We start from the raw sequence: 17,463 nt of genomic DNA, 5'->3' as shown, positions 1-17,463 counted from the left end.
TCTGACACAATCGCGAACTGTTCTCGTTAGTTAATATTTCCCAATCGGTGTGCGGCGTGTCGTCAGTCCCAAGCCCTCAAAATGAGCTCATCGGTGCGTTATATCGCGACCACCGCAGTTGGCTATTGGCCTGGCTTCGACGCAACGTCGCCTGCCCGCAGCGGGCCGAAGACCTGAGCCAGGACACGTTCGTGCGCTTGCTGGGCCGCGAGGAACTGAAGGTTCCGCGCGAGCCCCGTGCATTCCTGGTGGCGATCGCCAAGGGCCTGCTGTTCGATTATTTCCGCCGCGCCGCGCTGGAGCAGGCTTATCTCACCGAGTTGATGCTGGTTCCCGAAGCCGAACAACCGTCGGTGCAAGAACAGCAAATGATCCTCGAAGACCTGAAAAACATCGATCGTTTACTCGGCAAGCTTTCCAGCAAGGCCCGGGCGGCGTTCCTCTACAACCGTCTCGACGGCCTCGGCCATGCAGACATCGCCGATCGCCTCGGGGTGTCGGTGCCGCGGGTGCGCCAGTACTTGGCCCAAGGCATTCGCCAGTGTTACATCGCACTCTATGGTGAGCCGACATGAGTCCGTTCAGTTCCAAACCGGTATCGGCCAACGTGCTGGACGCGGCGATTGCCTGGCAGTTGTCCATGGACTCTGCCAACCCGGTAGAGCGCGAAGAGTTCGCCAAGTGGCACGCGGCCCACGAAGAGCACGCCCGCGCGTGGCGCCAGTTGGGCATGCTCGACCAGCGTTTCGGCGTGGCCAGCGGCCCGGCCCGCACTGCCTTGCTGCAATCGCGCGAAGGCATTCGTCGGCGAGTGCGCACGCTGAGTAGCGGTGTTGCCAGTATCGTTGCCGTGATCGGCCTGGCCCTGTTCGCCGGGGATCGTTACCTGCCGATCGACTATTGGATGGCCGACCAGCGCACCGCCGTTGGCGAGCAGCGCACTCTGCGTCTGGCTGACGGCACGCTGATCAATCTCAATACCCACAGCGCGCTGGATCTGCGTTTCGATGAAAAGCAGCGCCGCATCGTGCTTCAGGAAGGCGAAATCCTGGTGGAAACCGGCCATGGTGATCCCCGGCCGTTCATCGTCGAAACCCGTGAAGGCAGCATGCGCGCGCTGGGTACGCGGTTTCTGGTCAAGCGCGAGAAAGACGGCACGCGCCTGAGTGTGTTGCAGTCGGCGGTGGCGGTTCACCCTGAATCCTCCCCGGACGAACAGATTCTGCGCGAAGGCCAGCAGGTACTGATCCGCGACAACGGCCTGGGCCCGGTTCAGGCGGTCAACCTCGGTGCGGATGCCTGGACCCGCGGCATGCTGGTGGTGGACAACACGCGGCTGGAAGATCTGGTGCATGAAATCGGCCGCTATCGAAACGGTTACGTCGGGGTTGCACCGGAGGTGGCCGACCTGCGCATCACCGGCAGCTTCCCGCTACGCGACACCGACCTGGCACTCAATGCCCTGCTGCCGACCCTGCCGGTGCAGATCGAACGGCACACGCAATGGTGGGTGAAGGTCGTGGCCAAGGCCGATGCCAAGCCCTGAAAAGCTTTGTGTCTGATCAACCGTCATCGCGAGCAATCGAGCGTCGACCGGCTGCTCCCACATTGGAATGCATTTCAACATGTGGGAGCGAGCTTGCTCGCGATGGCGGCGTTCGACTCCCCCGCAAAAAATCGGTTTGACCCAATACCCGCCGCAATCGACTTCTGAATCGAAATTATTTTCATCCAGCCCTATCACTTTTTGATTTTCGTTCGGCACACAGGCAATTGAGAAATATTTCCATTCAGGAGCCGCTGTATGCCCCGTTCGCTAGACTCCCTGTTGCGTCGCAGTTTGCTGGCGGTCGCCATTGCCCTTTGCACCCCGTTGGTCAGCAGCCAACTGGTCGCCGCTGAACAGGCGTCCAGCCTCCACGCCTACAACCTGCCGACCGCACCACTGGCCAACACCCTGAACCAGATCGCCAGCCAGGCCGGCTTGGCCCTGTCGTTGAATCCATCCTTGGCCGCAGGCAAGACCTCGGCGCCAGTCAAAGGCCAGTTCGACGCAGCCGGCGCCCTGCGCGAAGCCCTGCGTGGCACCGGGCTGCAACTGGAACAGAGCAGTGCAGGCACCTACAGCCTGGTGGCCGTGCCCGAGGGCGTGATGGACTTGCCGGCCACCAGCGTGATCGGTGTGCAAGACACTGAAAGCGCCTGGGGCCCGGTACAGGGCTACCTGGCCAAGCGCACCGCCGCCGGCACCAAGACAGACACCGCGCTGGTCGAGGCGCCACGTTCGATTTCGGTCGTCACTCGTGAGCAGATGGACGACCGCAACGCACACACCCTCGACGATGCCGTGCGCTACTTGCCGGGCATCACCTCCAGCAGCTTCGGCAGCGACACCCGCGCCGACTGGTTGCGCGTGCGGGGGTTCGAACCAACTCAATTCCTCGACGGCCTGCCACTGCCAAAAGGTGTGTACTCCAACCCGAAACAGGAAACCTGGAACCTCGACCGCCTGGCGCTGCTGCGCGGCCCGGCCTCCTCGGTGTACGGCCAGACCCCGCCGGGCGGCCTGCTGGACATGGTCAGCCGCCGCCCAAGCGCTGAAGCCAGCAGCGAGGTCCAACTGCAATACGGCAGCGACAATCATCGCCAGGTCAACTTCGCCAGCACCGGCAAGATCGATGACGAAGGCCAGTTCCTGTACAGCCTCAGCGGCGTACTGCGCGACGGCGGCACGCCCATCGACCACATCGATGACAAGCGCTACAACATTGCGCCAAGCCTGACCTGGAACATCGACGAAGACACCAGGTTCACCCTGCTCACGCAGTTCACCCGTGACGATACCGGTATCACCAGTCAGTTCTATCCGATCCAGGGCACCAAGATCGACATGCCGTTCGGCGAGATCTCCCACCACAAGAACCTGGGTGACCCGAACTACGACTTCTACGACCGCACCTACTACGCGCTGGGTTATGCCTTCGAACACCGCCTGAACGATGTCTGGCAGTTCCGGCAGAACCTGCGCTACACCAAGTCGGAGCTGTCGTTCCAGGCCGTGACCGTCAACAGCTACAACCCTGACTTTGCCAACCTCGGCTTTGTCGTCGACGATCAAGGCAACACCGGCCGTGGCACCACCAACGTCGACGAAGACATCGCCCAATTCGCCGTGGACAACAACTTCCAGGGCGACTTCGTCACCGGCGACGTCAGTCACACCTTGCTGATCGGCCTGGACCACCAGCGCAACACCACCAACTACCTCTCGATCTTCGGCACCGCGCCTGGCATCAACGTCAACGACCCGGTCTATGGCTTGCCGATCACCCGTCCGCCGCGTTCCACAGCCTTCTATGACTACGAACAGAAGACCCAGCAGACCGGCCTGTACATCCAGGACCAGATGGCCCTCGGCCAATGGCGCCTGACCCTCGGCGGTCGTGAAGACTGGGTCCACACCGGTACCACATTCTTCAACAAGGGCGATGCCACCAACACCGAACGCGACAAGAACTTCAGCGGCAACGCGGCGATCAGCTACGTGTTCGACTCGGGCTTCGTGCCCTACCTGTCCTACGCCGAATCGTTCCAGCCGACCAGCAATGCCGTTGCCTCGCCGACCGAGTCGTTCAAGCCGACCGAAGGCAAGCAATGGGAACTGGGGATCAAGTACCAGCCACCGGGCAGCAACACGCTGTTGACCGCGGCTGTGTATGACCTGACCCAGAAAAACGTTTCCGTGACCAACAACGTGGGCAACGTGACGGTCACCAGCCAGACCGGCGAAGTGAAAGTCAAAGGCCTGGAGCTGGAAGCCGTATCCGACGTGACCGAAAACCTCAAGGTCACTGCTGCTTACACCCTGGCCAAATCCGAAGTGCAAGAAGGCATTTACAAGGGCAATCGCCTACAACTGATGCCTAACCAGCAAGCATCGGTGTGGGGCGACTACACCTGGCACAACGGCGTGCTGAATGGCTTCGGCATCGGCGCTGGCGCGCGCTACACCGGCAACACCTACGGCGATCAGGCCAACACCTGGCTGGGCAAGGCCGGCGCCTACACGGTGTTCGACGCCGTGGTTCACTACGACCTCGGTCGCCTGGACAACAGCCTCAAAGGCGCTTCGCTGGCCGTTAATGCGACCAACCTGTTCGACAAGGACTACATCTCGACTTGCGACAGCTACTACTGCTACTACGGCGACCAGCGCAGTGTCGTCGCAAGTGCAACCTACAAGTGGTAACGCTTTGAGCTGACACGCCCAATGACCAGGCCGTCCTTCGTGGGCGGTTTTGGTTTTTCTGAAGGCTATGAAATGAAAAGTAAAACAATTCGCCGTTGGTCCGCTGTTCATACCTGGACCAGCCTGATTTGTACGGTGTTCCTGTTGCTGCTGGCACTGACCGGCCTGCCGTTGATCTTCCACCACGAGATCGACCACTTGCTGGGCGATGCGCCTGACGTGAAGGAAATGCCGGCAGACACCCCGCACCTGAATTTGCAGCAGTTGGTGCAGGCCGCCGAGAAGCATCGCCCCGGTGAAGTCATGCAGTATTTCGGCTTCGAGGACGATGAGCCCAACGCGGTGCTGACCATCATGGCCGCGACCGCTGGCACCGAGCCGAACTCGTCTCACACCTTCATGCTCGATGCCCGTACCGGCGAAGCGCTGGAGACGCCATCGGCCAACGGCGGTTTCATGCTGACCATGCTGCGCTTGCACGTGGACATGTTCGCCGGGCTACCGGGCAAGTTGCTGCTGGCGTTCATGGGGATTCTGTTCGTGGTGGCGATCGTTTCCGGCACGGTGTTGTACTTGCCGTTCATGCGCCGCTTGAAATTCGCCACCGTGCGCCAGGACAAATCCACGCGCCTGCGCTGGCTCGACCTGCATAACCTGATCGGTGTGGTGACTCTGACCTGGGCCCTGGTGGTCGGCGTGACCGGCGTGATCAGTGCCTGTGCCGACCTGATCATTGCCGCCTGGCGCAATGACAGCCTCAGTGCGATGGTCGCGCCATACCGCGATGCACCGCCGCTGACACAACGGGCGCCGGCCACCCGCTTGCTCGATATCGCCAAGGATGTCGCGCCGGGCATGCAGCCGGACTTCATCGCCTTCCCCGGCACCCGATTCTCCAGCGAGCACCATTACGCGGTGTTCATGAAAGGCAGCACGCACCTGACCTCGCACTTGCTAACGCCGGTACTGATCGACGCCAGCACCCTGCAAGTCACCGCCGTAGCCGAACGACCGTGGTACATGGACGCCATGGGCATGTCGCAACCGCTGCACTTCGGTGACTACGGCGGCATGCCGATGAAGATCCTCTGGGCGACCCTCGATGTGCTGACCATCATCGTGCTCGGCAGCGGGGTCTACCTGTGGGTGGTGCGGCGCAAGGCTGCAAGGCCTGTGCTGGAAAAAGCGGAGAGCATGGCATGAAGCCCCGGCAGTCGAACTTCTGGAAAGTCTTCGCCGTACCGACCGTCATCGCGGGGCTCAGCGCGACAGGGTTGTTTGCCGCGTTGCTCGGGGATGGTGTTTGGGATTCGTTGAGCTGGGTGGGGCTGGGTGTCCCCGCCGCTCTTGCCCTGCGCGGCCTCCTGCAACGCCGCTGATCCCTTGTGGGAGCGAGCTTGCTCGCGATGGGGCCGTGTCAATCACCATTGTTGTATCTGACACACCGCCATCGCGAGCAAGCTCGCTCCCACAGGGATTACGAAAACCTTTAACCCCCAACAGTCATACGACGACGCCATCCCCCACCCGTCGCCTCCCCCCGCAAATCCGCTGACATATCTGTTGACAGTTTTACCCTTGCGCTCCTATAAAGGTGCATGTTGTACGACAACCTACAACAACTGCAGCACCAAAAATAAATCCAAAAAATGATGGTGACGTGATGAAAGTCAAAGGTATCCGCTGGTGGATGGTCGGCCTGGTGACGGCCGGCCTGATGGTCAACTACCTGGCTCGCAATACCCTGTCAGTGGCCGCTCCGACCCTGATGAGTGAAATGAACATCTCCACCGAGCAGTACTCGCACATCGTGGTCGCGTGGCAGGTGTGCTATGCGCTGATGCAGCCGGTGGCCGGCTACATCATCGATGCCATCGGCACCAAAATGGGCTTTGCCATTTTTGCCTTCGCCTGGTCGATTGCCTGCGCGCTGGCTGCCCTGGCGACCGGTTGGCAGGGCCTGGCCTTTGTCCGCGGCCTGCTTGGCCTGACCGAAGCGGCGGGTTTGCCGGCGGCGGTCAAGACTTCCACAGAATGGTTCCCGGCCAAAGAACGCTCGGTGGCCATCGGCTGGTTCAACATTGGTTCGTCGATTGGTGCCGTACTGGCGCCGCCGCTGGTGGTCTGGGCGATTCTGCACAGCGGCTGGGAACTGGCGTTCCTGATCGTCGGCGGCCTGGGCGTGGCCTGGACTTTCCTGTGGATGATCCTCTACAAGCACCCACGGGATCAAAAACGCCTGAGCGACGAAGAACGCGACTACATCCTCAGCGGTCAGGAAGAGCACTTCAAAGACCCGGCGACGAAAAAAGGCAGCTGGAAAAAGATCATCGGCAACCGCAACTTCTACGCCATCGCCAGCGCGCGCATGCTCTCGGAACCGGCGTGGCAGACCTTCAACGCGTGGATTCCGCTGTACCTGATGACCGAACGGCACATGAACATCAAAGAGATCGCGATGTTTGCCTGGCTACCGTTCCTGGCCGCTGACCTTGGCTGCGTGCTCGGCGGTTACCTGAGCCCGTTCTTCCACAAGTACTGCAACGTGTCGTTGTTCACTTCGCGCAAGATGGTCCTGTTGTTCGGTGCCTCGTGCATGATCGGCCCGGCCTGCATCGGCCTGGTGGCCAGCCCATACACCGCGATTGCGCTGCTGTGCATCGGCGGCTTCGCTCACCAGACCCTGTCCGGTGCGCTGTATGCGATTACCTCCGACTCCTTCGGCAAAAACGAAGTGGCCACCGCCACCGGCATGGGCGGCATGTTCGGCTACCTGGGCGCAGCCGCGTTCACCCTGGTGTTTGGCGTGATGGTGACCAAAATCGGTTACAGCCCGCTGTTCGTGGTGCTGGCGATTTTCGACATCGTTGCCGCGTTCATCGTCTGGACGGTTGCCCGTGAGATCAAGCCGCAGGTGGCTCCAGCTTCTGAAGCGGGGCAGACACTGCAACCTGCCAGCTGAAATGCAAAACCTGTGGGAGCGAGCTTGCTCGCGATGGGGCCATGTCAGTCACCATTGTCGTATCTGACACACCGCCATCGCGAGCAAGCTCGCTCCCACAGGAGATCGTCATTTGAGCTACCAGGCCAACACGCTATGCTGCCCGTCACTGCCACCGATCGAGACGCTACCATGTCCGCCCCGAGCATGACCCTGTACCACAACCCGCTCTCTCCCTTCGTTCGCAAAGTCATGGTGCTGCTGCACGAAACCGGTCAACAGGACCGCGTGGCATTGCAGACCAGCGTGCTCACCCCGGTCAACCCGGACCTGACCCTGATCGACGACAACCCGCTGAGCAAAATCCCGGCGCTGCGTCTGGCCGATGGCAATGTCATCCATGACAGCCGGGTCATCCTCGACTACCTCGATCAGCAGCACGTCGGCAACCCGCTGATCCCCCGCGAAGGCTCGGCCCGCTGGCGGCGCCTGACCCTCGCGTCACTTGCCGACGGCATCATGGACGCGGCCGTGCTGGTGCGCTACGAAGTCGCCCTGCGCGCCCCGGAAAAACACTGGGACGAATGGCTCGACGGCCAGCGCGAAAAAATCCGCCGCGCCCTGGCATTGCTGGAGAAAGATGCGATTGCCGAGCTGACCTGCCACTTCGACGTCGCGGCAATCAGCGTGGCCTGTGCACTGGGTTACCTGGACTTGCGCCATCCGGATCTGGATTGGCGCACGGCGAATCCGCAACTGGCGGCGTGGTATTTCGAGGTGAGCCAGCGGCCTTCGATGATTGCGACGATGCCGAAGGTTTAAGCCTTCAAAAAATCAGCAATCCGGTTTGTCGGCCGTAAAACGCCGAGCCGGATTCACCGCCGCCCCGAACTCACGCAACGCCTTGGCGCCAATCAGCAACGGGTAGTTAAAGCTGCTGCGGTCAGTCAGGTTGACCTCCACGGTGCGCTTGACGTTACCCAGGCACAGCTCCAGATCGACCACTGGACGCTTCGTGGGCGCGACTACTTCGCTGTCATCTTCCTCCTCTTCGGAACGGGTTTTTATCTTGCTGACGCGCGCGACCTTGTGTTCGTAGACCTGGTTGCTCGCATTCTTGGTGCCGAGACGGAAGCGCACCCAGTCCTCACCGTCACGCTTGAAGGTTTCGATGTCCTTCGCCGACAGCGACGCGGTCAGGGCACCGGTGTCCATTTTGGCCTTGAGGACCTGCCCGCCGATTTCCGGCAGGGCAATGTATTCATAGCGCCCGTACAGGGTCGGCTCGGCGGCCATGACCGGCAGGGCGATGAGGGAGAACACTGCAAGGAGGGATTTCACGTAATGGGTTTCCATGAGAGTGTGCGGTCGGATTTTAGACCGTCGTTCGCTTGATCGTTCCCACAAGGTTAACGACCCGAAAGTGAAACATTCGTCAGCACCGGTTTGGCCTGCCGCCCGAAGCTGCTTATCATGGCGCGCCCAACCGCCTCCACGAGTGACTTATGCGCCGCCTGCTCACCGGCTGTTTCGTGACCCTGCTGCTTGTGCTCAACACCCTGGTCCTGATCGGACCACTGCTGGTGTTTGCCCTGCTCAAGCTGGTCCTGCCCGGCCGTTTTCGCGATTACGCCTCATGGGTGGTGATGTGGATCGCCGAGACCTGGTCCGGGATCGACAAGCTGATTTTCCGCCTGTGCATCCCCACCCAATGGGACATCCGCGGCGGCGACGATCTGCGCCGTGATACCTCGTACCTGGTGATCAGCAACCATCAATCCTGGGTCGACATCCCGGCGCTGATCCAGACGCTGAACCGGCGCACACCGTTCTTCAAATTCTTCCTCAAGAAAGAACTGATCTGGGTGCCCTTCCTGGGCCTGGCGTGGTGGGCGCTGGATTACCCGTTCATGAAGCGCTACAGCAAGGCATTCCTGGCCAAACACCCGGAACTGGCGGGCAAGGATCTGGAGATCACCAAACAGGCCTGCGAGCTGTTCAAGCGCCAACCGGTAACCGTGGTCAATTATCTGGAAGGCACGCGGTTCACGTCGGCCAAACGCGCTCAGCAGCAATCACCGTTCAACCACCTGCTCAAGCCCAAGGCTGGCGGCGTGGCGTTTGTACTGGCGGCGATGGGCGAACAGCTGGATGCGATTCTCGATGTGACGGTGGTTTACCCGCAGCAGAAGATTCCGGGGTTCTGGGACTTGATCAGCGGCGATGTGCCGAGGGTCATCATCGATATCCGAACCCGCGAACTCGACCCGGCGCTGTGGCAGGGCGACTACGAAAACGATCCGCTGTTTCGTGAAAAAACCCAGAACTGGGTCAACCAGCTCTGGATCGAGAAGGATCAGCGCATCGACGCCTTGCACGCCGAGCGCCGTTGAATCAGCTTCCCGCGCCAGCGCCCCAGATGCTGCCCAGGCTACTCAGCAGCGTACCGCCGACGCCCTGCTGACCGAAGTACTGCAGGAGCACCGGGGCAAACTGGCCGATCATGCCGCTGTCCATGCCCAGAGCGCTGAAGGCGTTGTTCAGGTCGTTGGCGTCCTTGACGTTACCCAGGGCATTGTCCAGCCCTGCCGCTTTGCCGCTGGAGCCGAGCAGACCGGCCAGCGCACCCAACTCGCCGCCACCCGAGAGCATGTTGATGCCCGGCACGCTTTTGGCCAGTTCCGAGTAGTCGGTCGAACTTAACTGATTCTTCGCCAGCCCCAGCATCGCCCCGGCACCGCCGATGGCTTGCTGTGGGGTGATGTTCAATTGAGTGAGCGTGCTCAGCAGGTCGGCTGTCTGCGGTGTTGGTGCGGCAGTCGCGGTCGCGTCACCGCCATTCATGCCCGAAATCGCATTGGCCGCGTCGTTCAGGCTGAACTGCGCAAAGGCCGGGCTGGCGGACAGTGCCAACAGCGAAGCCAATGCAATGCCGCGTGAAATATTCATCCAGACATCCTCTTGTGCCATGAAACCATCCGAAAACCGGCGGTAAAACTGCCGGTTTGACCAGGCATCCTCAATCATGTTCCTTGCCGCGCATCCGTTTTTACACAGGGCATGCATAAAAAACGTGGATCCCTGGATGCCACGCGATGAATAAAGCGTCAACGCAACCTATCAATACTGAGAGTACCTACCGCTGTTCCCTTTCCCCAACATGACGACTCCAATCCGTGCAAAGGAGTACATCATGATACGTAAAACACTCGCAGCAAGCGCCGTACTACTGTCAGTAGTAACATCAAACGCCCTGGCGGCAGTGACTGTGTGTCCATCGGCCGTCAGTATCGAACAAAAGAAAGAGGAGCAAGGCTACAGCTACTCCGCCCCTGGGCCGAACGGCCGCGTCTGGGTCGGCGAAAACCCCTTTGCCGAGGAGGGGGACCTGAAAACCTTCGTGTTCACCGGAGCGGTCTACCGCGATGTCAGTTCCGAAGGTAATACGGACGTAGTTTCGTGCGATTACGAGGGTGACGAATGGTATGCGTTTGCCAGGATGACGTTGTACTCGTTCAGAGGATGGGCCCCTGTCAACGGCACAAAATGGAAGCCCCAACCAACTGCAGGAAAGGCCGAAACCTTCAATAAAATCAAGTACGTTGAGTATTGCGATTCACGGACCGAAAAAGAATGTGAATTCAACTACAAATTCCTGACCACTCCACCAACAGGCCATTGAACACAAAAAAAAGGGCGACCACAGTCGCCCTTTTTCATTAGCTCTTTACGCCGCGCTGAACATCTTGTGCGGATCGATCACAAACTTCTTCGGCACGCCGGCATCGAACTCGCCGTAACCCTGCGGAGCCTGATCCAGGCTGATCACCTGAACGCCCACCACTTCGGCGATGTTGATACGGTCCCACATGATCGCCTGCATCAGTTGGCGGTTGTACTTCATTACCGGGGTCTGGCCGGTATGGAAGCTGTGGGACTTGGCCCAGCCCAGACCGAAGCGGATGCTCAGGCTGCCCATTTTCGCGGCAGCGTCGACAGCACCCGGATCTTCGGTCACGTAGAGGCCGGGGATGCCGATCTTGCCTGCCACACGCACCACGCCCATCAGCGAGTTGAGCACAGTGGCCGGGGCTTCGTGTTTCACGCCGGCATGGCCGTGGCCGCGGGCTTCGAAACCTACGGCGTCGACGGCGCAATCCACTTCTGGTTCACCGAGCAGTGCGGCGATCTGTTCGTGCAGCGGCGTTTCCAGGGACAGGTCGGCGATTTCGAAGCCCTGGGCCTTGGCGTGAGCCAGGCGAACGGTGTTGACGTCGCCGACGATCACCACTGCCGCACCCAACAGACGGGCCGAAGCGGCTGCAGCCAGGCCAACCGGACCGGCACCAGCGATGTACACGGTGCTGCCCGGGCCAACGCCAGCGGTCACGGCACCGTGATAGCCGGTCGGCAGGATGTCGGAAAGGCAGGTCAGGTCGCGGATTTTTTCCATGGCCCGGTCGCGATCCGGCAGTTTCAGCAGGTTGAAATCGGCGTACGGCACCATGGCGTATTCGGCCTGGCCACCGGTCCAGTCGCCCATGTCGACATAGCCATAAGCACCGCCCGGACGCGCCGGGTTGACGCTCAGGCACACGCCGGTATGCATCTCTTTGCAGGAGCGGCAGCGCCCGCAAGCCACGTTGAACGGAACGGACACCAGGTCGCCGATCTGCAGGTTTTCGACGTCGCTGCCCTTCTCGATCACTTCACCAGTGATCTCGTGGCCCAGTACCAGGCCGGTTTGCGCCGTGGTACGCCCGCGCACCATGTGCTGGTCGGAACCACAGATGTTGGTGGACACCACACGCAGGATGACAGCGTGTTCAATCTTCCTGCCGCGCGGGTCCTGCATTTTCGGATAGTCAATACTCTGCACTTCGACCTTGCCAGCGCCGAGATACACCACTCCACGATTACCAGACATGCTTTCACCTCGATGTTGTTTTTATGAAACCGCGTTACCCAGGCAGGCAGCGCGTTAAGTGCTCGGGTTATTGCCTATGTGTCTTGTGTTGTCTGTTAAGACCTCTTCGCTGGCAAGCCAGCTCCTACAGGGGAAACGCGATCAGCTGTAGGAGCGGCGATGCGGCGTTCCGACCTGCCAGCGAAAGCGATCTAAAGAACGACCGTACGATTGGCGTTCAAAAACACTCTTCTCTCGATGTGATACCCAACGGCCCGGGCCAACGTCAGCCCTTCGATATCCCGCCCCTTGGCAATCAGGTCTTCCGGGTAATGGCTGTGGTCCACTGCCTCCACGCCCTGGGCAATGATCGGGCCTTCATCGAGGTCGTTGTTGATGTAATGCGCCGTGGCGCCCACCAGTTTCACGCCCTTGTTGTAGGCCTGGTGATAAGGCTTCGCGCCCTTGAACCCGGGCAGCAGGGAGTGATGGATGTTGATCGCCTTGCCATCGAGTTTGCGGCACAGCTCCGGCGACAGTACTTGCATGTAGCGCGCAAGGATCACCAGCTCCGCACCGGACTCTTCGATGACCTGCCACACCTGACGCTCTTGGGACGGCTTGTCGTTCGGATCCAGCGGGAAGTGGTAGTACGGAATCTGGTGCCAGTCGGCCAGCGGCTTGAGGTCCGGGTGGTTGGAGACCACGGCAGCGACGTCCATCGATAACTGGCCGATGCGTTGGCGATAGAGCAAGTCGTTGAGGCAGTGATCGGCCTTGGAGACCATGATCACCACTTTCGGTCGGTAGTTCGGCGCGGTCAGTTCGAAGATCATGCCAAAGGCATCACCCCGCTCGGCCAGGCCCGCGCGGAACGACTGCTCGTCGAAGCCGTCGGGTTGGCGGAATTCCACACGAATGAAGAAACGGCCCGAGAGCCGGTCATCGAAGGAATGGTGCTCGGTGACGTAGCAGCCCTGCTCGAACAGAAAGCGGGTCACCACATCCACCGTGCCGAGCACGCTTGGGCAGTCGGCGGTCAGAATCCATGTGTCTGGGGCGCGGCTCATGGTGCGGTGACTCCTGAGAAATCGGTGGATGCCAACTGTAGGAGCGAGCCCTGCTCGCGATGGAGGCCAACGATGACGCGTACTTTCTGATTCAACGCGTTGCCTTGAAGTCCATCGCGAGCAGGCTCGCTCCTACAGTGACGGCGGTGATCAAGCCTGGACGCTCAGCCCGAACTCGGCAGAAGCATCCTGCAACCACAGCCACCAGTAATCCGAGAAGCTGCGACGAATCAACAGTTCCCAAGTGTCTTCAGCGGTGTGACGGATCATCAGTTGCGACTTGGCGAACACCGTGCCGACAGCTTTGCCCACCGGGAAGTTGTTCGGGTGCACGTCGTAGCTGGTGGACTTCATCAGCACCTGGCGCACGTTCGGGCCGCTCAGTTCGAGGAGTTGCTGGCCGCCGCTGACGTTGACGATTGCAATGTGCAGATCGCCCAGCGCTTTGCGCAGTTTTTGCTCGGCGGCAAGTTCTTCACCGCTCGGCACGATCAGCAGCCATTCATCCGGCCCCATCCATTGCAGGCTGGTTTCGCCTTTGACGATGACGCTCAGCGCACCCGGCAACTCGATACCGAGGGCCTTATGCACGCCAGCAGCGAATGCGGCGTCGTGGCCATTGCCACGGATGGTCAGGTGGCCGAGGAGTTTCTTCTCACGCACGGTCACACCGGCGTTCTTGCGACCCTTGCCCACCAGGCTGGCGAGGTCGGCGTGATGCAGCGACGACTCGGCCTTGGCCCCGGAGGTTGGGCGTTGTTGGTAAACATTGGCTGCGGTCATAAAGCACCTGTTCTGAATTCTGTTGGTTCCGACCCTTGTGCTGGCTGTTCTATCGCCATCGCGAGCAGGCTCGCTCCTACAGGGGTTACGCGATCTCCTGTGGGAGCGAGCTTGCTCGCGATGGCGGCAGCTCACACTCCACAGGACCCGAAGCCTTTACACGTTCTGGCGTTCGCCCTTCGGATCGAAGAACACCGAAGGAACGATTTCCGCCTCGATCACGCTGCCGTCGGCCAGCGGTGCGAATACACGCTCGCCCATGCGGTTCAGGCCACCCTTGACCACGCCCATGGCGAACGAATAGCCCAGGGAGTTGTGCAGGTAACTGGAGGTCACGTGACCCACCATGGTCATCGGGATCGCCTGCTTGGTGTTGAACACCAGTTGCGCGCCTTCCGGCAGCCATTTGTTCGGATCGATCGGCTTGAGGCCAACCAGCTGCTTGCGCTGATCACGCACGCAGTCTTCACGGTTCATGCCACGCCAGCCGATCCACGAGAACGGTTTGGTGCGACCGACACACCAGCCCATGTTCAGGTCGTCCGGAGTCATCGAGCTGTCAGTGTCCTGACCGACGATGATGAAGCCCTTCTCGGCCCGCAGCACGTGCATGGTTTCCGTGCCGTACGGCGTCAGGTTGTACTTCTTGCCGGCGTCGACGATTTTTTCCAGCACGCCCATCGCGTAGTCGGCCTGCACGTTGACTTCGTACGACAGCTCACCGGTAAACGAAATCCGGAATACCCGCGCCGGCACACCACCGACCAGACCTTCTTTCCAGGTCATGAACGGGAAGGCTTCGTTGCTCAGGTCGATGTCGGTGACTTCGCTGAGCAGCTTGCGGCTGTTCGGCCCGGACAAGGTCATGGTTGCCCAGTGGTCGGTCACGGAGGTGAAGTACACCTTCATGTCCGGCCATTCGGTCTGGTGGTACAGCTCCAGCCACTGCAGCACACGAGCTGCGCCGCCGGTGGTGGTGGTCATGACGAAATGGTTGTCGGCCAGGCAAGCCGTCACGCCGTCGTCGAACACCATGCCGTCTTCTTTGCACATCAGGCCGTAGCGCGCCTTGCCCACATCGAGCTTGGTCCAGGCGTTGGTGTAGACGCGGTTGAGGAACTCGCGCGTATCCGGGCCCTGGATGTCGATCTTGCCCAGGGTCGAAGCGTCGAGCAGACCGACGCTGTCGCGCACGGCTTTGCACTCACGCTTGACTGCCGCGTGCAGGTCTTCACCGGATTTCGGGAAGTACCACGGACGTTTCCACTGGCCGACGTCTTCGAACTCGGCGCCGCTCTTCAGGTGCCATTGATGCAGTGCGGTGTAGCGCACCGGCTCGAAGATGTGCCCACAGTGACGACCGGCCACGGCGCCAAAGGTCACCGGCGTGTAGTTCGGACGGAACATGGTGGTGCCCATCTGCGGGATGGTCACGTTCAGCGAGCGGGCAGCGATGGCCAGGCCATTGACGTTGCCGAGCTTGCCCTGATCGGTACCGAAGCCCAGCGCGGTGTAGCGCTTGACGTGCTCGACCGACTCGAAGCCTTCACGGGTCGCCAGTTCGATGGCGGCAGCGGTGACGTCGTTTTGCAGGTCGACGAATTGCTTCGGCGCCCGTGCGGTGTTCTTTTCATGCGGCACCTGGAACAGCGCCAGGGTCGGCTCTTCGAGACGGCTCAGGGCTTTGGGCAGTACGCCTTCGACGGTCTGGAACCCGGCTTCAGCGGCGGCGCGGGCGCCCCCTTCAAAACCGTCGGCCAGAGAATCGCCAAGGCCGTAGACGCCGTTGATGCCACCGACACACACGCGCTTCTGCGGTGCTTCGCCCGGTACGAAACCGAGGATGTCTTCGCGCCAGATCGGCTTGCCACCCAGGTGCGAAGCCAGGTGAACCACCGGGCTGTAACCACCGGAGCTCGCCACCACGTCGCAGTCGAGCCATTCGCCTGGGCTGGTCACGGTGTGGGCTTTGACATCGATGGCGGCCACACGGGCAGCGGTCACGCGCTTGCTGCCACGGGCCTCGATCACGGCGCTGCCGGTGAGAATGCGGATACCTTTGGCACGTGCTTCTTCCACCAGCGCACCACGCGGGTTGCTGCGGGCGTCGGCGATGGCCACCACTTGCAGGCTGGCATCGAGCCAATCCAGGGCAACGCGGTAGGCGTGGTCGTTGTTGGTCGACAGCACCAGCTTCTTGCCCGGTGCCACACCGTAACGGCGCACGTAGGTCGAGATGGCGCCGGCGAGCATGTTGCCTGGCACGTCGTTGTTGCCGTAGACCAGTGGACGCTCGTGAGCGCCGGTCGCCAGCACTACACGCTTGGCACGGACCCGGTGAATGCGCTGACGCACCTGGCCGATCGGTGCGCGGTCGCCGAGGTGATCGGTGAGGCGCTCGTGAATGGTCAGGAAGTTATGGTCGTGGTAGCCATTGACGGTGGCGCGCGGCAACAGCAGCACGTCCGGGGTGTTCTTCAGTTCGTCGATGACGCTGGCGACCCACTCGGTCGCAGGCTTGCCGTCGAGGCTTTCGCGGGAATCGAGCAGGCTGCCGCCGAACTCTTCCTGCTCATCGGCGAGGATCACCCGGGCACCGCTGCGCGCAGCCGCCAGGGCAGCCGCCAGACCGGCAGGGCCGGCACCGACGATCAGCACGTCGCAGTGCTGGTTCATGTAGTCGTAGGTGTCCGGATCGTTCTCGGTCGGCGAGCGACCCAGGCCGGCGGCCTTGCGGATGTACTTCTCGTAAGTCATCCAGAACGATTGCGGGTACATGAAGGTTTTGTAGTAGAAGCCCGGTGGCATCAGCTTGCCGCCGACCTTGCCGAGAATCCCCATCATGTCGTTGTTCACGCTCGGCCAGCCGTTGGTGCTGGTGGCGACCAGGCCCTGATACAGCGCCTGTTGCGTGGCGCGCACGTTCGGGATCTGCGTGGCTTCGGTGGCGCCGATCTGCAGCACCGCGTTCGGCTCTTCGGCACCGGCGGCGAAGATGCCGCGCGGACGGGAATACTTGAAGCTGCGACCGATGATGTCGACGCCGTTGGCCAGCAGTGCAGCGGCCAGGGAATCGCCTTCGAAGCCTTTGTAGTTCTGGCCGTTGAAGGTGAAGGTCAAGACTTTGTTGCGGTCGATCCGTCCGCCGTTGGACAGGCGATTGATCTGGCTCATACCTTCTCTCCCAGAGCCGTGCTGGCCGCTTTCGGGCTATCGGTCTTGTCGGTGAATTGTGGCTTGGTGCCGATCTTGTAGGTTTCGAGAATCTCGTAGGTCACGGTGTCGCGGGTGACGTTGAAGTACTGACGGCAACCGGCAACGTGATCCCACAGCTCGTGGTGCAGACCGCGCGGGTTGTCGCGGAAGAACATGTAGTCGCCCCACTCCTCGTCGGTGCAGGTGCTCGGATCCAGTGGACGCGGGATGTGCGCCTGGCCGGATGCATGGAATTCCTCTTCGGAGCGCAGTTCGCCACAGTGAGGACAGAAGATATGCAACATAGGGATTTCTCCTG

General features: G+C 61.0%; 16 protein-coding genes. 9 read left to right on the top strand and 7 right to left on the bottom strand.

Annotated elements, in window-relative coordinates; translation table 11 throughout:
• The first annotated feature begins 56 nt into the window (after nt 1-56).
• The 7 genes from ACM6IK_RS05135 (at nt 57) to ACM6IK_RS05105 (ending at nt 8,012) form a co-directional block, all read left to right on the top strand.
• Nucleotides 57-575, top strand: coding sequence for an RNA polymerase sigma factor (locus ACM6IK_RS05135; RefSeq protein WP_414873425.1), 519 nt, complete (start codon nt 57-59; stop codon nt 573-575).
• Nucleotides 572-1,546 (top strand): FecR domain-containing protein, encoded by a 975-nt coding sequence (locus tag ACM6IK_RS05130; RefSeq protein WP_414873424.1) that lies wholly within the window; start codon nt 572-574, stop codon nt 1,544-1,546. The genes ACM6IK_RS05135 and ACM6IK_RS05130 overlap by 4 nt, the downstream gene beginning before the upstream one ends.
• Before the next feature lie 258 nt (nt 1,547-1,804).
• Nucleotides 1,805-4,249, top strand: a complete 2,445-nt coding sequence (locus tag ACM6IK_RS05125) for a TonB-dependent siderophore receptor (RefSeq protein ID WP_414873423.1) — start codon at nt 1,805-1,807, stop codon at nt 4,247-4,249.
• Nucleotides 4,250-4,321: 72 nt separating this feature from the next.
• A complete protein-coding gene (locus ACM6IK_RS05120; RefSeq protein ID WP_414873422.1) occupies nt 4,322-5,452 on the top strand; it encodes a PepSY-associated TM helix domain-containing protein in 1,131 nt (376 codons plus the stop codon).
• Entirely contained in the window at nt 5,449-5,628 is a 180-nt protein-coding gene (locus ACM6IK_RS05115) for a hypothetical protein (protein ID WP_414873421.1), read from the top strand. The genes ACM6IK_RS05120 and ACM6IK_RS05115 overlap by 4 nt, the downstream gene beginning before the upstream one ends.
• 284 nt (nt 5,629-5,912) lie before the next feature.
• Complete coding sequence (locus tag ACM6IK_RS05110) at nt 5,913-7,211, top strand: MFS transporter (RefSeq protein WP_414873420.1); 1,299 nt, start codon at nt 5,913-5,915, stop codon at nt 7,209-7,211.
• Nucleotides 7,212-7,382: 171 nt separating this feature from the next.
• Nucleotides 7,383-8,012 (top strand): glutathione S-transferase, encoded by a 630-nt coding sequence (locus ACM6IK_RS05105; protein WP_414873419.1) that lies wholly within the window; start codon nt 7,383-7,385, stop codon nt 8,010-8,012.
• Between the two features lie 12 nt (nt 8,013-8,024).
• Here the strand turns inward: ACM6IK_RS05105 and ACM6IK_RS05100 are convergent, their stop codons facing one another.
• On the bottom strand, nt 8,025-8,531 hold the full coding sequence (locus tag ACM6IK_RS05100; protein WP_414873418.1) for an ATP-dependent zinc protease: 507 nt from the start codon (nt 8,529-8,531) through the stop codon (nt 8,025-8,027).
• 164 nt (nt 8,532-8,695) lie between these two features.
• Between ACM6IK_RS05100 and ACM6IK_RS05095 the strand changes: the two genes are divergently transcribed.
• A complete protein-coding gene (locus tag ACM6IK_RS05095) occupies nt 8,696-9,583 on the top strand; it encodes an acyltransferase (RefSeq protein ID WP_414873417.1) in 888 nt (295 codons plus the stop codon).
• Nucleotide 9,584: 1 nt separating this feature from the next.
• Here the strand turns inward: ACM6IK_RS05095 and ACM6IK_RS05090 are convergent, their stop codons facing one another.
• Nucleotides 9,585-10,139 (bottom strand): DUF2780 domain-containing protein, encoded by a 555-nt coding sequence (locus ACM6IK_RS05090; protein ID WP_414873416.1) that lies wholly within the window; start codon nt 10,137-10,139, stop codon nt 9,585-9,587.
• 244 nt (nt 10,140-10,383) lie between these two features.
• On the opposite strand from ACM6IK_RS05090, the gene ACM6IK_RS05085 reads away from it, so the two are divergent.
• Nucleotides 10,384-10,872, top strand: a complete 489-nt coding sequence (locus tag ACM6IK_RS05085; RefSeq protein WP_414873415.1) for a hypothetical protein — start codon at nt 10,384-10,386, stop codon at nt 10,870-10,872.
• A 45-nt stretch (nt 10,873-10,917) separates the two neighbouring features.
• Here ACM6IK_RS05085 and fdhA read toward each other — a convergent pair whose 3' ends face one another.
• From fdhA to ACM6IK_RS05060, 5 genes are all read right to left on the bottom strand, one after another.
• On the bottom strand, nt 10,918-12,117 hold the full coding sequence (fdhA, locus tag ACM6IK_RS05080) for a formaldehyde dehydrogenase, glutathione-independent (protein ID WP_223551234.1): 1,200 nt from the start codon (nt 12,115-12,117) through the stop codon (nt 10,918-10,920).
• Nucleotides 12,118-12,308: 191 nt separating this feature from the next.
• Nucleotides 12,309-13,166 (bottom strand): formyltetrahydrofolate deformylase, encoded by an 858-nt coding sequence (purU, locus tag ACM6IK_RS05075; RefSeq protein WP_414873414.1) that lies wholly within the window; start codon nt 13,164-13,166, stop codon nt 12,309-12,311.
• Nucleotides 13,167-13,316: 150 nt separating this feature from the next.
• On the bottom strand, nt 13,317-13,949 hold the full coding sequence (locus ACM6IK_RS05070) for a sarcosine oxidase subunit gamma (protein ID WP_414873413.1): 633 nt from the start codon (nt 13,947-13,949) through the stop codon (nt 13,317-13,319).
• Between the two features lie 156 nt (nt 13,950-14,105).
• The gene (locus tag ACM6IK_RS05065) at nt 14,106-17,123 is read right to left on the bottom strand and encodes a sarcosine oxidase subunit alpha (RefSeq protein ID WP_108216959.1); all 3,018 of its coding nucleotides are present in this window, start codon (nt 17,121-17,123) and stop codon (nt 14,106-14,108) included.
• The gene (locus ACM6IK_RS05060) at nt 17,120-17,449 is read right to left on the bottom strand and encodes a sarcosine oxidase subunit delta (protein WP_157713649.1); all 330 of its coding nucleotides are present in this window, start codon (nt 17,447-17,449) and stop codon (nt 17,120-17,122) included. The genes ACM6IK_RS05065 and ACM6IK_RS05060 overlap by 4 nt, the downstream gene beginning before the upstream one ends.
• Nucleotides 17,450-17,463: the final 14 nt, after the last annotated feature.

The sequence above is a fragment of the Pseudomonas sp. IT-196MI5 genome (assembly GCF_949767415.1).
Taxonomy (GTDB): Bacteria; Pseudomonadota; Gammaproteobacteria; order Pseudomonadales; family Pseudomonadaceae; genus Aquipseudomonas.
The sequence above is the reverse complement of the archived record's forward strand: the minus strand, read 5'-3'. Positions and strand labels throughout refer to the sequence as shown.

What these genes read in the sequence shown, in the direction of transcription:
- ACM6IK_RS05130 (WP_414873424.1), top strand. Translation starts at nt 572, where the DNA reads ATGAGTCCGTTCAGTTCCAAACCGGTATCGGCCAACGTGCTGGACGCG.
- ACM6IK_RS05125 (WP_414873423.1), top strand. Translation starts at nt 1,805, where the DNA reads ATGCCCCGTTCGCTAGACTCCCTGTTGCGTCGCAGTTTGCTGGCGGTC.
- ACM6IK_RS05120 (WP_414873422.1), top strand. Translation starts at nt 4,322, where the DNA reads ATGAAAAGTAAAACAATTCGCCGTTGGTCCGCTGTTCATACCTGGACC.
- ACM6IK_RS05115 (WP_414873421.1), top strand. Translation starts at nt 5,449, where the DNA reads ATGAAGCCCCGGCAGTCGAACTTCTGGAAAGTCTTCGCCGTACCGACC.
- ACM6IK_RS05110 (WP_414873420.1), top strand. Translation starts at nt 5,913, where the DNA reads ATGAAAGTCAAAGGTATCCGCTGGTGGATGGTCGGCCTGGTGACGGCC.
- ACM6IK_RS05105 (WP_414873419.1), top strand. Translation starts at nt 7,383, where the DNA reads ATGTCCGCCCCGAGCATGACCCTGTACCACAACCCGCTCTCTCCCTTC.
- ACM6IK_RS05095 (WP_414873417.1), top strand. Translation starts at nt 8,696, where the DNA reads ATGCGCCGCCTGCTCACCGGCTGTTTCGTGACCCTGCTGCTTGTGCTC.
- ACM6IK_RS05090 (WP_414873416.1), bottom strand. Translation starts at nt 10,139, where the DNA reads ATGAATATTTCACGCGGCATTGCATTGGCTTCGCTGTTGGCACTGTCC.
- ACM6IK_RS05085 (WP_414873415.1), top strand. Translation starts at nt 10,384, where the DNA reads ATGATACGTAAAACACTCGCAGCAAGCGCCGTACTACTGTCAGTAGTA.
- fdhA (WP_223551234.1), bottom strand. Translation starts at nt 12,117, where the DNA reads ATGTCTGGTAATCGTGGAGTGGTGTATCTCGGCGCTGGCAAGGTCGAA.
- purU (WP_414873414.1), bottom strand. Translation starts at nt 13,166, where the DNA reads ATGAGCCGCGCCCCAGACACATGGATTCTGACCGCCGACTGCCCAAGC.
- ACM6IK_RS05070 (WP_414873413.1), bottom strand. Translation starts at nt 13,949, where the DNA reads ATGACCGCAGCCAATGTTTACCAACAACGCCCAACCTCCGGGGCCAAG.
- ACM6IK_RS05065 (WP_108216959.1), bottom strand. Translation starts at nt 17,123, where the DNA reads ATGAGCCAGATCAATCGCCTGTCCAACGGCGGACGGATCGACCGCAAC.
- ACM6IK_RS05060 (WP_157713649.1), bottom strand. Translation starts at nt 17,449, where the DNA reads ATGTTGCATATCTTCTGTCCTCACTGTGGCGAACTGCGCTCCGAAGAG.